The organism is Azospirillum sp. RU38E (genome assembly GCF_900188385.1).
GTDB lineage: Bacteria > Pseudomonadota > Alphaproteobacteria > Azospirillales > Azospirillaceae > Niveispirillum.
Map to the genome: position 1 here is coordinate 144,083 of NZ_FZOI01000007.1, position 14,788 is coordinate 158,870.

Sequence of the window (14,788 nt, forward strand, 5' to 3'; positions counted from 1 at the left end):
ACTCGTTGCTGTTCTCAAGGCCGGCGGAAGCGATTCCGCCGGCCTTTTTCATTTATACCAATCTCCCTCAGTCGCCGGGCGCTGCCTCCGGCAGCTTGGCTTACGCGCCCATGAGGGCGCGGGCCGGCCGTCGCCGGCCTCCAACCCGCCTAAAGGTCAACCTTTAGGCGGGTTGGTATTATTCCCCGGTAGCCAGATCGAACCCTTCATCGATCCAGCCGGTGATGCCGCCGGCCATGATCTTCACCGGGCGGCCCAGTTGCGCCAGCCGCAGGGCCCCACGCGCCGCCCCGTTGCAATGCGGGCCGGCGCAATAGGTGACGAACAGCGTCTCTGCTGGCCATTCCGCCAGACGCCGTTCGGTGATCTTGCCATGGGGCAGGTTGATGGCGCCCGGCACATGGCCACGGGCAAACAACGCCGGCCCGCGCACATCCAGCAGCACGAAATCCGGGCCACGTGACAGGGCGTCATGCACATCCCAGCAATCGGTCTCAAAGCTGAATTCGGCGGCAAAATGCGCCACGGCCAGATCGGACGGGGCGGCGGGGATTTCGGTGACAGCACTCATCATCAGGGCTCCCTTTGTTGCAGGGCGAAGCTTCCCGCTTTCACCGGGCGCAGCCAAGTGGCAGGATTGCCAATGATGAATGATATTCCGCCAAACCCCACCGGCCCCCGCGTTGTGGCGCTCGTCTATGACGGGCTCTGCACCTTTGAATTCGCCATCACGGCGGAGATTTTCGGCCTGTCCCGGCCGGAACTGGGGCCGGGCTGGTACCGGTTCGGGGCCGCCGCCATCGAACCAGGGCCTTTGCAGGCGCAGGGCGGGCTGCGCCTTACCGTGGATGGCGGGCTGGACCTGTTGGATCAGGCGGACCTGATCATTGTGCCGGGCTGGAAGGGGGCCGGCGTGCCGGTGCCGCCTTTCCTGATCGACCGCTTGCGCGCGGCGCATGATCGCGGTGCCCGGCTGGCCTCCATCTGCTCCGGCGCCTTTGTGCTGGCGGCCACCGGTCTGCTGGATGGCAAAAGGCTGGCCACGCACTGGCGCTATGCCGATGCCATGGCCCAGGCCTATCCGGCCGTGCGGCTGGATGCCGATGTGCTTTATGTGCAGGAAGGTCGCCTGTTCACCTCCGCCGGCAGTGCGGCGGGGATTGACCTGATGCTGCACATCATCCGCAGTGATTTCGGCCATGATGCCGCCAACAGCGTGGCCCGCCGGCTGGTGGTGCCCGCCCATCGCAGCGGCGGGCAGGCGCAGTTCGTCCCCCGCCCGGTACCGCGCCAGCCGCAAAGCCGCCTCAGCCCCCTGCTGGACCAGATGCGCGCCGATCCGCAACAGGTCTGGACGGTGGCAGCCATGGCCGATGCCGCCGCGATGAGCGAGCGCACCTTCCTGCGTCGCTTTCAGGAAGCGACGGGCCACACGCCCGGCGACTGGCTTGCCCTGGTACGGGTGGAACTGGCCAAGACCCTGCTGGAGACGACGAGCCTGCCGGTGGAGGAGGTGGCGCGGCTGGCCGGCTTCGGCGCCCCGCCCACCCTGCGCCATCATTTCAGCCGCGCCACCGGCCTGTCCCCGCGCGATTACCGGGACCGGTTCGGCGGTGGTGGCGCTGGCGGCTGACCGGGTGTGGCTGTGCCGGGCGCTTGGGCGGGGCCGGCATGGGATTTCAATTGTGGCAATTCAAGTAGGGGCCCATCCGTCACGCGCAACCAGCCCATCGCCTCTGCTCATGGCTGCTGTGATGCCACGCACATCGAACACCGTTCACCCCCGGCTATATCAATCACACAACACGGCGCCACGGCGATCGATCAATCATCGGGCCGGCGACGTGAATGGAAGACCAAAGAAGAAGGTGGTCCTGATCTGCGTGATGATTTCACGCCACGGGCAGACTCTGCCTTCAGGGAACCTTGAGGAGATTAAAATGTCGCGTTTTGCTTATGCTATGCTTGGTGGCGTTGCCCTTATGACCGTTGCGGCGGCCCCGTCCTTTGCCCAGTCCGCCTTTGACGGCCCCTATGTCGGCGTCTATACGGGCTACACCACCAGCAGCGACACCACCCGTGCCCCCGGCGCCAAGGCCGATCTGAACCTGGATGGCTGGACCTATGGCGGCTTCTTCGGCTATGGCAAGACCTTCGACCGTTTCTATGTCGGCGGTGAAGGCGAACTGGGCGGCCTGGAACTGAGCGACAAGACCAAGCTGGTCGGCGGCAGTGTCACCGGTCTGGATGGTAACGAGACCTATGGCATTTCCGCCCGTGCGGGTTACCTGGTGACCAATGATGCGCTGGTCTATGGCCGCGTTGGCTGGCAGCGCACCAATTACGAGGTGACGTCTGCCCTGGCTGGCAACAGTGTCAGCAAGAGTGATACGCTGAACGGGGTGCGCGTCGGTGGCGGTGTGGAATATGCGGTGACCGATAATATTCTGGCCCGTCTGGAATATAACTACACCGACTACAAGACTTTGAAGTATACCGCTGGTGGCACCGCCTATAGCCTGCAGCCGGATGACAGCCAGATCCGCGTGGGTGTGGCGTACCGCTTCTGATGTTTCCAGGAACAGGGGTAGGGGCGTTTCCGCCCCTATCCAGCTCTCCTCGAATGGTGTGATCCGGCCCTCCCTCTCCCCCATTGGGGCCGGTCCCCCCTCCAGTCACACCATTCGCGGCGGCCCCGGCGTATCCCACGCGCCGGGGCCTTTTACTTTGGGCAAGGCTCGCCGGCCATAGCCATTCCCGCTCAACAGTAGACAGGGGCGGCGGCATGGGCCATGTTCCGCGCGTGAACGCACCCGGAACGACAGGCCTCCCCCATGCCCACCGATATCCCAGCCGCTGACCCCGCTGCCCTGCCGGCCGCCGATGGCAGCCCGCTTTATCTGGTGGATGGGTCTGGCTTCATCTTCCGCGCCTATCACGCCTTGCCGCCGCTGAACCGGCCCGATGGCACGCCAGTGAATGCCGTGATGGGCTTCACCAATATGTTGATGAAGCTGCTGGCGGAACTGAAGGCCGAGGCCGTGGCCATCATCTTTGATGCCAAGCGGCTGAATTTCCGCAATGAATTCTATCCTGACTATAAGGCCCACCGCCCGGAGCCGCCGGAAGATCTGCGCCCGCAATTCGCCCTGATCCGCGAAGCGGTGGACGCCTTCAACCTGCCCGGTATTGAATTGGAAGGCTATGAGGCGGATGACCTGATCGCCACCTACGCCCGCCAGGCCCGCGCCCTGGGCCGCCCCGTCACCATCGTCTCATCCGATAAAGACTTGATGCAGCTGGTGCGCGATGGCGTGCGCCTGCTGGACCCGATGAAAAACCGGGTGATCGGCCCGGATGAGGTGTTTGAGAAATTTGGCGTCACCCCGGACAAGGTGGTGGATGTGCAGGCGCTGGCCGGCGACAGCGTGGATAATGTGCCGGGCGTCCCCGGCATCGGCATCAAGACGGCGGCCCAGCTGATCACCGATTATGGCGATCTGGAAACCCTGCTGGAGCGAGCAGGGGAGATCAAACAAGCGGGCCGCCGCCAAAAGCTGATCGAGAATGCCGAGCTGGCCCGCATTTCCAAGCGGCTGGTGAAGTTGGAAGAAAATGCCCCCGTGCCGGTGCCGGTGGAAGAACTGGTGGTGCGGGAGCCAGACAGCGCCCGCCTGCTGGAATGGCTGGGTGTACAGGGTTTCCGTTCCATCATCGCCAAGGTGAAGGCGGAAATCGCCGCCGACGGCACGCTGGCCGATGGGGCCGTGGCCCGCGCCATTGCCGCCGGCGGGTCGGAACAGCCGCGCCGCGACCTGCGCGCGGCGCTCGATGGCCGATCCTACGCCCCCACGCCCGCCACCGCCCCGGATGAGATGCGGGCCGATGCCCATATCCCCCGCCCCGGTGCCGTGGAACATCTGCTGGTGGTGGAAGAGGCTGACCTGGAAGCCTGGGTGACGGAAGGGCTGGAAGCCGGCATCGTCGCCGTGGATACGGAAACCGACGGGCTGACGCCGACCCGCTGCAATCTGGTGGGCATCTCACTGGCCACCAAGCCGGGCCGCGCCTGCTATATCCCCATCGCCCATATTGATCCGTCCACGCCCAAGGGCGATCAGGGGGGCTTGGATTTCGGCACCGCCCCGCCGCCGCCCAAGCAGATTGCCCTGGGCCGGGCCATGGATATCCTGCGCCCGCTGCTGGAACATCCAGGCGTGCTGAAGGTCGGGCATAATATCAAGTTCGACTGGCAGATGTTCGCCAAGCATGGCGTCAATGTCGCCCCCATCGACGATACGATGCTGCTTTCCTACGTTATCGGCGGCGGCAAGCATGGCCATGGCATGGATGAGCTGGCGCAGCGCCATCTGGGCCATAGCTGCATTTCCTATGATGAGGTGACGGGCACCGGCAAGGCGCGCATCACCTTTGACCGGGTGCCGCTGGACAAGGCCACGGCCTATGCGGCGGAGGATGCCGACATCACCCTGCGCCTGTGGCATGTGCTGAAACATGACGTGCTGGCCGACCGCATGGTGACGGTGTACGAGACGATTGAACGCCCGCTGGTGCCCGTGGTGGCGCAGATGGAAAGCGACGGCGTGCTGATCGACCGCGCCGTGCTGCGCGAATTGTCGGGCGATTTCGCCAAGCGCATGGTGGAGCTGGAAGCGGAAATCCACACCCTGGCGGGCCGCAGCTTCAATGTCGGCAGCCCCAAGCAGCTGGGCGAGATTCTGTTTGATGAGATGAAGCTGACCGGGGCCAAGAAAAGCGCCAAGACCGGTGCTTATTCCACCGACAGTTCGGTGCTGGAAGAACTGGCCGACCAGGGCGTGCCGATTGCCCAGAAGGTGCTGGACTGGCGGCAGTTCGCCAAGCTGAAATCCACCTATACCGACACGCTGGCCGAACAGATTGATGCCAGGACGGGCCGGGTCCATACCAGCTTCGCCCTGGCCATCACCTCCACCGGTCGGCTGTCCTCCACCGATCCCAACTTGCAGAACATCCCCATCCGCACGGAGGAGGGGCGCAAGATCCGCCGCGCCTTTGTGGCGGCACCGGGCCATGTGATGCTGTCGGTGGATTACAGCCAGATTGAATTGCGGCTGGTGGCGGAAATGGCCGGCATCCCGGCCCTGCAAAAGGCTTTCCGCGAGGGGATCGACATTCACGCCATGACGGCATCCCAAGTGTTCGGCGTGCCGCTGGACCAGATGACGTCGGAAATCCGCCGCCGGGCCAAGGCGATCAATTTCGGCATCATCTATGGCATTTCCAGCTTCGGCCTCTCGCGCCAGTTGGGCATCTCACCGGGCGAGGCCGGGGCCTTCATCAAGGCATATTTTGAGCGCTTCCCGGAATTGCAGACCTATATGGACAAGACCAAGGCGGAAGCGCACGCCCAGGGCTATGTCACCACCCTGCTGGGCCGCAAATGCTGGATTCCCGGCATTCAGGAAAAGGGGGCGCGGCGTTCCTATGCCGAACGTCAGGCCATCAACGCCCCTATCCAGGGCACAGCCGCCGATATCATCAAACGCGCCATGATCCGCCTGCCCGCCGCCCTGGCGGCAGCCGGGCTGAAGGCGCGGATGCTGTTGCAGGTACATGACGAACTGTTGTTCGAGGTGCCGGAAGCAGAAATCACCGCCACGGCGGCCCTGGTGAAACAAGTGATGGAAACCGCCACTGATATCGGCGTGCCCCTGGTGGCCGAGGCCGGGCACGGGGCGTCATGGGCGGAGGCACATTGAGGGCGAGCATAAAGGAGGGGCGGGAAAGCCCGCCCCCTTAACGTCAGGCTTTCGGTGTCGCCTTCAGGTCGAAATCGACATCCACCTTCAGGGCCACCCATTGGTCGGTGGCCCATTGGCCCTGGCCGACGCCGAAATCACTGCGCAGCAGCGTCACCTTGCCCTTGGCGCGGGTGGCGGCACCGTCGGGCGACAGGGTGAAGGGCAGCACCAGCGGGCGGCTGACGCCCTTCATGGTCAAGGTGCCCTCAGCCTCATAGGCATTGTCACCGGTGCGGCGGAACGTGGTCGCGGTGAAATTCGCCTGGGCGAATTTATCGATGGCGAACCAGTCGGCCCCCGGCAGGCTGCCATCACGCTGGGCATCGCCGGTCTTGGCGCTGGCCATGTCGATCAGCACCTCCACCTTGCCGCCCGCCTCCGGCTTGGCCGGGTCGAAATCGATCTTGGCGCTGAATTTCTCGAACTTGCCCTGGAAGCTCTGGCCCAGCTGGATGCCGGTAAAGCCCAGGCGGGACTGGGCCCCCTCCACCTGCCATTCACCGGCGGCGGCGGGCAGGGCCAACAGGGCAACGGTGGAGCCCGCCAGCAGCAGGCGTTTCAGTGCGGACATCATGATGATCAACCTTTCCGGGGGGCCAGCCAGCGCGGCAGCATACTGCGCAGTACATGGTCGTGCAGGATCAGCGCGTGGCGCAGGGCGGCCGCGATATGCACAAATAACAGCGCCAGCAGGGTCCAGCCGCCCAGCCCATGCGCCGTTTCCGACAGGCTGTTCAGGGTTTGGCGCAGGGCGGCATCCGTTGGGGCTGGCAGATGCGGGATCAGGAAATAGCCGAACCAGCTGGTCGGCAGGTTCAGGGGCGAGACGGAGACCAGCAGCCAGCCGGACAAGGGCAGCCCCAGCAGCAGGGCGTAAAAGCCCAGATGCGCCAAACGCGCGCCCAGCTTCTCCAGGGTCGGCATGGCATCGGGCAAAGGCGGCGGCCGATGGCCCAGGCGCCAGACCAGCCGGATCAGCGTCAGCGCCAGCACGGTAATGCCCAGCGCCTTGTGCCATTGATAAAGATTGAAGGCCGTCATGCCCGGCGCCATGCGGGTCATGGTCAACCCGCTGGCCAGCATCAGGAAAATGGCGGCGGCCGTCGCCCAGTGCAGCGCCATCGCAACCCCGCCATAGCGCGGGTCGTGCTGGCCATCATGCGTTCCCGTGCCCGTCATGGCCCCGGTCTCCTTAAAAAGATGGAGCGGTGCGGGCGGGGAAACCGCCCGCACCGCATCACATCACTTCTTCAGCTGCAGTTCCGAACCGATGCGCAGCGTCACCTCGTCGCCCACGGCGGGGACATAGGCGCTGACGCCGAAATCGGAGCGCTTGATGGTGGTCGTGGCGTCAAACCCGACGCTGTAGACCTTATTGATGAAGTTCGGGCCAGCCTGGTTGAAGGTGACATCCAGGGTCACCGGCTTGGTCACGCCCTTCAGGGTCAGGTTGCCGGTCACCTTGGCCTTGTTCTTGCCCGTCAGCTCCACCTTGGTGCTCTTGAAGGTGGCCTTGGGGAACTTGGCGCCGTCAAAGAAGTCCGGCGACAGCAGATGCTCGTTCAGCTCCTTCAGGTCGGTGGAGATGGCGGTGACATCCACCGTCACATCCAGCACCGACTTGGCCGGGTTGGCGGCGTCCAGCACCAGCGTGCCTTCGGCCTTGGGGAACGTGCCGTAATAGGTGGAATAGCCCAGGTGGTTGATGGCGAAGACAACCTTGGTGTGGGTCGGCTCCACCGCATAGGTGCCGGACTTCACAGCCGCCGGATCCTGGGTCAGATCCTGGGCAATGCCCTGGCCGGCGGTCAGCAGCAGGGCGGCGCCGAACAGACCGGCGATAAGGGTACGGGACATGGTGTGCAACTCCGTCTTGGTGGGGTTCAACATGGGGGCCAGCATGACCCAGAATCCGCTTTGCCACTATCCGGCATATTTGGGACGCAATGTTTCGCCCAGTGCAACAATCGTCCCGCTGTAGTGGCCACGCCGCCGTTACATGGCACCCTTGCTGCAGATGCGTGCCCGTCAAGGGGTGGGCTGTCCCTCAGCCTTGTGCCGCCAAGGGTGGGGTCATCGCCACCCTGTGCGGCAGCGCGCAAATCAATGTGCATGGGAGGGACCTTTGGACGGTTGATCCCGGTTGGCATAGTGCTAAAGTGCCGCCCGCGTGGGGACGGACCCTGCGCGCGGTCCGTTGACACCCCGTCGCGGCCGGCCCGTCTCCCATCCAGAGCAAGACGGCTGACCTATGAATATTCATGAGTACCAGGCCAAGGGCCTGTTGAAGAAGTACGGTGTCGCGGTTCCGCGCGGCGGCGTTGCCTACACGCCCGAGGAAGCGGCCAAGGTCGCGCAGGAGCTGGGCGGCCCCGTCTGGGTGGTCAAGTCGCAGATCCATGCCGGTGGCCGTGGCGCTGGTCGTTTCCAGAACGACCCGAACGGCAAGGGCGGCGTCCGCGTCGTCAAGAGCGTGGAAGACGTGCAGACCAATGCCGCCGCCATGCTGAACCAGGTGCTGGTCACCAAGCAGACCGGTGCGGAAGGCAAGGAAGTCAAGCGCCTCTATATCGAGGAAGGCGCTGACATCAAGCGCGAGCTGTACCTGTCCATGCTGCTGGACCGTGGCTCTTCCCGCGTCACCATCGTCGCCTCCACCGAAGGCGGCATGGAGATCGAGGAAGTGGCCCACAGCCATCCGGAGAAGATCACCAAGGTCGCCATCGACCCGGTGCAGGGCCTGCAGGGCTATCACGCCCGCAAGGTCGCCTTCGCCCTGGGCCTGGAAGGCAAGCAGGTGAACGCCGCGGCCAAGTTCATGGCCGCCATGTACAAGGCGTTCATCGACCTGGACATGAGCATGGTGGAAATCAACCCGCTGGTCGTGACCGGTGCGGGTGAGGTCATCGCGCTCGACGCCAAGGTGAACTTCGACGACAACGCCCTTTACCGTCACCCGGACGTGGAAGAACTCCGCGACGAGGACGAGGAAGAGGCGTCGGAGACCGAGGCCACCAAGCACGGCCTGAACTATGTGAAGCTGGATGGCAACATCGGCTGCATGGTGAACGGCGCTGGTCTGGCCATGGCCACCATGGACATCATCAAGCTGTATGGCGGTGAGCCGGCGAACTTCCTGGACGTTGGCGGCGGCGCCACCAAGGAGCGCGTCACCACGGCGTTCAAGCTGATCCTGTCCGACCCGAATGTCGAAGGCATCCTGGTCAACATCTTCGGCGGCATCATGCGCTGCGACGTGATTGCGGAAGGCGTCGTTGCCGCCGCCCGCGAAGTGTCCTTGCATGTTCCGCTGGTTGTTCGTCTGGAAGGCACGAACGTCGATCTCGGCAAGAAGATCATGGCCGAATCCGGCCTGCCCATCCTGTCGGCCGACAATCTGGCCGACGCTGCCGAGAAGATCGTGAAGGCCGTGAAGGAGGCCGCGTAACATGGCCGTTCTCGTTAACAAAGACACCAAAGTCATCTGCCAGGGCTTTACCGGCGCGCAGGGGACTTTCCATTCCGAACAGGCCATCGCCTATGGCACCAAGATGGTCGGCGGCGTGACGCCCGGTAAGGGCGGCTCCAAGCATCTGGACCTGCCGGTGTTCGACACCGTGGCCGATGCTGTGTCGAAGACCGGTGCGAACGCTTCGGTCATCTATGTGCCGCCGCCGTTCGCCGCCGACGCCATCCTGGAAGCCATTGATGCCGAACTGCCGCTGGTGGTCTGCATCACCGAAGGCATTCCGGTGCTGGACATGGTGCGCGTGAAGCGTGCCCTGGCCAACAGTGCGACCCGTCTGGTCGGTCCGAACTGCCCGGGTGTCATCACCCCGGACGAGTGCAAGATCGGCATCATGCCGGGCCACATCCATCGCCGTGGCAAGATCGGCATCGTGTCCCGTTCCGGCACGCTGACGTACGAAGCGGTGGCGCAGACCACGGCGGCCGGCCTGGGCCAGACCACCTGCATCGGCATTGGCGGTGACCCGGTCAACGGCACCAACTTTGTCGACGCGCTGGAGATGTTCGCCAAGGATCCGGAAACCGAAGGCATCATCATGATCGGCGAGATCGGTGGTGACGCTGAGGTGAATGGTGCGGAGTACATCAAGGCTTCCGGCCTGAAGAAGCCGGTCGTCGGCTTCATCGCCGGTCGCACTGCCCCGCCGGGCCGCCGCATGGGCCATGCCGGTGCCGTGATCTCCGGCGGTAACGACACCGCCGAGTTCAAGGTGGAAGCAATGCGCGCCGCCGGTATCCATGTCTCCGAAAGCCCGGCCAGCCTGGGCTCGACCATGGTGAAGGCGCTGGGTTGAGCTTAAGGCCAGACCAGAGCAGCTTCGTTGAGTAAAGAGAACCCGCCGGGGCAGCCCGGCGGGTTTTTCTTTTGTGGGGTGCTGGTGCCGATGATGCAGGTCAATGACCTTTCGCCTCCCTTGGCGCATAAGCGGCATGGCTTGACGCTTCGACCCTGTACGGGCAAGGGTGCCGCCGTGATTGTCCATTGCCGCTCTGGGGAGCCCTGACGCCCATGTCCACCAAGCCTGTCATCGCTATCGATGGTCCCGCCGCCAGCGGCAAGGGCACGCTTGCCCGCCGCGTCGCCCAGGCCATGGGCTATGCGCTGCTGGATACCGGCGCGCTGTACCGGGCGGTGGGCCTGTCGATGATCCGGGCCGGTCAGGATGTGCGCGATGTCGAAGCGGCCATGGCGGCGGCGCGCGCGCTGGATGCCGAGCGTATTGCCGAACTGACGGCTGATCCGGCCTTGCGCCAGGATGAAACGGCGCAGGCCGCCTCCATCGTCTCGGCCTATCCCGGTGTGCGCCAGGCGCTGCTGGAATTCCAGCGCGACTTCGCGGCCAACCCGCCGGGCGGGGCGGCGGGGGCGGTACTGGACGGGCGGGATATCGGCACCGTCATCTGCCCGGACGCGCCGGTGAAGCTGTTCGTCACCGCTTCGGTGGAGGTGCGGGCTGAACGCCGGTTCAGGGAACTGGGCGGGGGCACGGCCGGTGTGGATTTCACTGCCGTGCTGGCCGATATGCGGGCGCGCGACGAACGCGACACCACCCGCGCCTTTGCCCCGCTGGTACCAGCGGAGGATGCCGTGGTGCTGGATAATTCCGACCTGGGCCCCGATGCGGCATTTCAGGCCGCCATGGATGTGATCCGCGCCACCATATAATCACCATCGCATAATTGATTTTCACAAGGACGCCGCCGGGTAACTGGCGGCTTTTTATTTTGGGGCGTGGGCCATATTCCATTGATTATATCTTTGCCACTATCCAACTCTGTTTAGAATGGTGTAATGACAGAGCAGGCTTGAAGCTGCGCGTTTTTTTCCTCGCCGGCGGCAAATGATGTTCAGCTTTTCCTTTCTCTTCCCGTCCTGTTCGGCGCCTTAGGAGGCGGCATGAGTCGCGTACGTATGGTGAGCGCTTCCCGCGCTGCGAAAGATCAGTTCGAAAAGGATAGTTTATTGGGTAAGTCGTTGGGGCATTGGCGTATCCAGTTCCCGATCGAGTTATCCTTATATCTGGAGAACCAGACGGGCCTGCCATTTCTATACAATTACGAGATCGAACGGGCCCTGAAGGAGGGGGATGATGATCTTATACTTGTCTTTATCCATGATGATGTGACCCTGCTCGATTTTTTTTGGCCAGATACATTGTCGAAGTGGACGCGCACTTTCGATATTGTTGGCTTGGCCGGCAATGTACGCCGCACCCCATTGCAGCCGACCTGGGGCCATATTCTCAATGAAAGCGGGAATTTTGAGCCCGACCAGGAAGTAAATCTGTGTGGCGCCGTATCAACGGGACTGAGCTTTCCCAGCCTCATTGGTTATTACGGGGCTCCTGGGCGGGAATGCCGCTTGATGGATGGTCTGTTTCTGGCCGCGCGCACGGAAATATTTCGCCGTTTCGGTCTGCGGTTCGACGTTGGTTTTCCCTTCCATTTCTATGATCTGGATTTATGCCGACAGGCGGAGCTTCTGGGCATACGCATGGGCGTGGCACCAATCCCAGCTCTGCACGCCAGCGCCGGTAATTATGGCGGCGGCGCTTGGTTAGAGGGATATCGAAACTATCTGGCCAAATGGGGGGAGTGAAGCGCCATGCAGCAGACGCCGATGCACCCACTCATTAACAAAAATCTGTTGGCAACAATCCCTTCAGGCCTATCGCGGGTGGTTGAGGTTGGTTGCAGCTCTGGTGCCTTGGCCGCCGCTTACCGCGCTACCAATCCAGGGGTCCATTATGTGGGGGTGGAAATTGATGCACAATATGCCGCCGCCGCCGCCGCACACTGCAGCGAGATACTGGTAGGTGATATCGAGCAGATGGATTTGGCCATGGTGCCAGCTTTCCAAGGTGCCCAAGCCTGGATTTTCGGCGATGTGCTGGAACATCTGCGGAATCCCTGGGAGGTGCTCACCCGCATCCGTGCGATTCTGCCACCCGGCGGCTATCTCATTATCTGCATTCCTAATGTTCAGCATTGGAGTGTTCAGATAATGTTAGCAACTGGTCAGTTCCGCTACGTTGAATCGGGTCTGCTGGACCGTACCCATCTTCGCTGGTTCACGCGCGTCACGATGCTGGAGATGTTATTCACCACCGGTTATCGGGTGGAACAAGCTAAAGGTGTTTTACTGGACGAGACCATGCCTGACTTTATGCGGCAGGCCATTACCGCCATCGTCGAAGCCCAGGGCGGGAATGCGCAGATAGCGATCAAGGATGCCTTGCCCTTTCAATTTGTAGTGCGGGCCGTCGCCAACGACTGATCCGCACGGATCTGACAGGGCCCATGCCGACTCTATCGGTTGCGGCGAAGGCAGTTTCCGGCTATATAGCCCGCCTTGCCCCGAAGGGCATGAAAGATCATGACGCGATGCGTTGCCGGGGGCTGGAAAACAGCCCCGCTGGTATCGCTCGCGTTCTGCTATTGAACGTCCTCGCCGCCGGTATGGTGGCGTAGCCATGGGCTTTCATCAAGGGCGGCCATGCTGCCGCCCTCTTCGGGAACAGGAAAGCTGGCCTTCGGGCTGGCTTGGCAAAGCCGCCGGGTATGATGCCTGGCGCGGCGGTGGTGAAGCCACAGAACCGGTTCGGGCGTGCCGGGGATGGGTGGAAGCGCCGTTGGGATCAACCCGAAACAGTCTGCCCATTGGAGTTTACATGGCACAGGTTTCCGCCGCGAAGGAAAGCTTCGCCGCCCTGCTGGAAGAATCGTTCGGCTCCGCCGACAGCCTGGAAGGCACCGTCGTCAAGGGTCGTGTCGTCAATATCGACAACGACATGGTGCTGATCGACGTTGGCCTGAAGTCTGAAGGTCGCGTTGCTCTCAAGGAATTTGCCGTTCCGGGCCAGCCGGTCGAGCTGAAGATCGGCGACACCGTCGAGGTCTATCTGGAGCGCATGGAAGACAAGAACGGTGAAGCCGTTCTGTCGCGTGAGAAGGCCAAGCGCGAGGAAGCCTGGACCCTGCTGGAGAAGTCCTTCACCGACCAGAGCCGTGTCACCGGCATCATTTTCGGTCGCGTCAAGGGTGGCTTCACCGTCGATCTCAATGGCGCCGTGGCCTTCCTGCCGGGCAGCCAGGTCGATATCCGTCCGGTGCGCGACATCTCCCCGCTGATGGGCACGCCGCAGCCGTTCCAGATCCTGAAGATGGACCGCTCGCGCGGCAACATCGTCGTTTCCCGCCGCGCCGTGCTGGAAGAAAGCCGTGCGGAAGCCCGCTCCGAGCTGGTCGCCTCCCTCAAGGAAGGCCAGATCCTGCAGGGCGTGGTCAAGAACATCACCGATTACGGTGCGTTCGTTGATCTGGGCGGCGTTGACGGCCTGCTGCACGTCACCGATATCGCCTGGCGCCGTATCAACCACCCGTCGGAAGCCCTGCAGATCGGCCAGACCGTTACGGTCCAGGTCATCCGCTTCAACTCCGAGACCCAGCGCATCAGCCTCGGCATGAAGCAGCTGGAAGCCGATCCGTGGGAAGGCGTGGAAGCCAAGTACCCGCCGCAGGCCAAGTTCAAGGGTCGCGTCACCAACATCACCGACTACGGCGCCTTTGTGGAGCTGGAGCCGGGTATCGAAGGTCTGGTGCACGTCTCCGAGATGAGCTGGACCAAGAAGAACGTCCATCCGGGCAAGATCGTTTCCACCTCTCAGGAAGTGGAAGTGATGGTGCTGGACGTGGATCCGGTGAAGCGCCGTATCAGCCTGGGTCTGAAGCAGACCATGCAGAACCCCTGGGAAGCCTTCGTCGAGAAGTTCCCGGGCGGCACCGAGCTGGAAGGCGAGGTCAAGAACATCACCGAATTCGGTCTGTTCGTTGGTCTGCCGGGCGACATCGACGGTATGGTGCACCTGTCCGATCTGGATTGGAACACCCCCGGCGAGCAGGCGATCCAGGAATACAAGAAGGGCGATCAGGTCAAGGTCAAGGTCCTGGACGTTGACGTTGAGAAGGAACGCATCTCCCTCGGCATCAAGCAGCTGGCTTCCGATCCGTTCGAGCAGGCTGCCGCTGGCGTCAAGAAGGGCGATGTCGTCACCTGCACCGTGACCCAGATCACCGAAGGCGGGATCGAGGTTGAGGTTGGTGAAGGCTTCACCGGCTTCATCCGCAAGTCCGACCTGAGCCGTGAGCGTTCCGAGCAGCGCCCCGACCGCTTCGCCGTTGGCGAAAAGGTCGATGCCAAGGTCACCCAGGTCGATCGCGGTTCCCGCAAGATCGGCCTGTCGATCAAGGCCAAGGAAGTTGAGGAAGAGAAGTCCGCGATGGCCGAATTCGGTTCGTCCGACTCGGGCGCCTCGCTGGGCGACATCCTAGGTGCGGCTCTGAAGCGCCGCCAGCAGAACGACTGATCCGGCAACGGATCAGCCTGATCTGTTCAGGTTGTTGGAGTAGTGAAAAGGCCGCCGGGGCAACCCGGCGGCCTTTTTGCTGTTTCTTTT

Annotated in this window: 13 protein-coding genes; 9 read left to right on the top strand and 4 right to left on the bottom strand. The window is 63.0% G+C overall.

The window, feature by feature from the left end; translation table 11 throughout:
• Positions 1 to 178: 178 nt before the first annotated feature.
• Positions 179 to 574, bottom strand: coding sequence for a rhodanese-like domain-containing protein (locus CHB97_RS14010; protein WP_089288603.1), 396 nt, complete (start codon positions 572 to 574; stop codon positions 179 to 181).
• Between the two features lie 69 nt (positions 575 to 643).
• On the opposite strand from CHB97_RS14010, the gene ftrA reads away from it, so the two are divergent.
• From ftrA to polA, 3 genes are all read left to right on the top strand, one after another.
• Positions 644 to 1,633: a transcriptional regulator FtrA gene (gene ftrA, locus CHB97_RS14015; protein ID WP_089288604.1), complete on the top strand. Its 990-nt coding sequence runs from the start codon at positions 644 to 646 to the stop codon at positions 1,631 to 1,633.
• Between the two features lie 307 nt (positions 1,634 to 1,940).
• Positions 1,941 to 2,570, top strand: a complete 630-nt coding sequence (locus tag CHB97_RS14020; RefSeq protein ID WP_160105869.1) for an outer membrane protein — start codon at positions 1,941 to 1,943, stop codon at positions 2,568 to 2,570.
• A gap of 264 nt (positions 2,571 to 2,834) precedes the next feature.
• Positions 2,835 to 5,762 carry a DNA polymerase I gene (gene polA, locus CHB97_RS14025; RefSeq protein WP_089288606.1) on the top strand — a complete coding sequence of 976 codons (2,928 nt, stop codon included), beginning with the start codon at positions 2,835 to 2,837 and terminating at the stop codon, positions 5,760 to 5,762.
• Positions 5,763 to 5,805: 43 nt separating this feature from the next.
• Here polA and CHB97_RS14030 read toward each other — a convergent pair whose 3' ends face one another.
• The 3 genes from CHB97_RS14030 to CHB97_RS14040 form a co-directional block, all read right to left on the bottom strand.
• On the bottom strand, positions 5,806 to 6,378 hold the full coding sequence (locus CHB97_RS14030) for a YceI family protein (protein ID WP_244559536.1): 573 nt from the start codon (positions 6,376 to 6,378) through the stop codon (positions 5,806 to 5,808).
• 5 nt (positions 6,379 to 6,383) lie between these two features.
• A complete protein-coding gene (locus tag CHB97_RS14035) occupies positions 6,384 to 6,983 on the bottom strand; it encodes a cytochrome b (protein ID WP_089288607.1) in 600 nt (199 codons plus the stop codon).
• Positions 6,984 to 7,046: 63 nt separating this feature from the next.
• Entirely contained in the window at positions 7,047 to 7,706 is a 660-nt protein-coding gene (locus CHB97_RS14040; RefSeq protein ID WP_244559537.1) for a YceI family protein, read from the bottom strand.
• 349 nt (positions 7,707 to 8,055) lie between these two features.
• Here CHB97_RS14040 and sucC point away from each other — a divergent pair, with 349 nt between their 5' ends.
• The 6 genes from sucC (at position 8,056) to rpsA (ending at position 14,698) form a co-directional block, all read left to right on the top strand.
• Positions 8,056 to 9,252, top strand: a complete 1,197-nt coding sequence (gene sucC / locus CHB97_RS14045) for an ADP-forming succinate--CoA ligase subunit beta (RefSeq protein ID WP_089288608.1) — start codon at positions 8,056 to 8,058, stop codon at positions 9,250 to 9,252.
• A 1-nt stretch (position 9,253) separates the two neighbouring features.
• On the top strand, positions 9,254 to 10,126 hold the full coding sequence (sucD, locus tag CHB97_RS14050; protein ID WP_089288609.1) for a succinate--CoA ligase subunit alpha: 873 nt from the start codon (positions 9,254 to 9,256) through the stop codon (positions 10,124 to 10,126).
• A 215-nt stretch (positions 10,127 to 10,341) separates the two neighbouring features.
• On the top strand, positions 10,342 to 10,998 hold the full coding sequence (gene cmk / locus CHB97_RS14055) for a (d)CMP kinase (protein WP_089288610.1): 657 nt from the start codon (positions 10,342 to 10,344) through the stop codon (positions 10,996 to 10,998).
• A gap of 231 nt (positions 10,999 to 11,229) precedes the next feature.
• Entirely contained in the window at positions 11,230 to 11,931 is a 702-nt protein-coding gene (locus CHB97_RS14060) for a hypothetical protein (RefSeq protein WP_143270904.1), read from the top strand.
• A 6-nt stretch (positions 11,932 to 11,937) separates the two neighbouring features.
• On the top strand, positions 11,938 to 12,609 hold the full coding sequence (locus tag CHB97_RS14065) for a bifunctional 2-polyprenyl-6-hydroxyphenol methylase/3-demethylubiquinol 3-O-methyltransferase UbiG (protein ID WP_089288612.1): 672 nt from the start codon (positions 11,938 to 11,940) through the stop codon (positions 12,607 to 12,609).
• 394 nt (positions 12,610 to 13,003) lie between these two features.
• The gene (gene rpsA, locus CHB97_RS14070; RefSeq protein WP_089288613.1) at positions 13,004 to 14,698 is read left to right on the top strand and encodes a 30S ribosomal protein S1; all 1,695 of its coding nucleotides are present in this window, start codon (positions 13,004 to 13,006) and stop codon (positions 14,696 to 14,698) included.
• Positions 14,699 to 14,788: the final 90 nt, after the last annotated feature.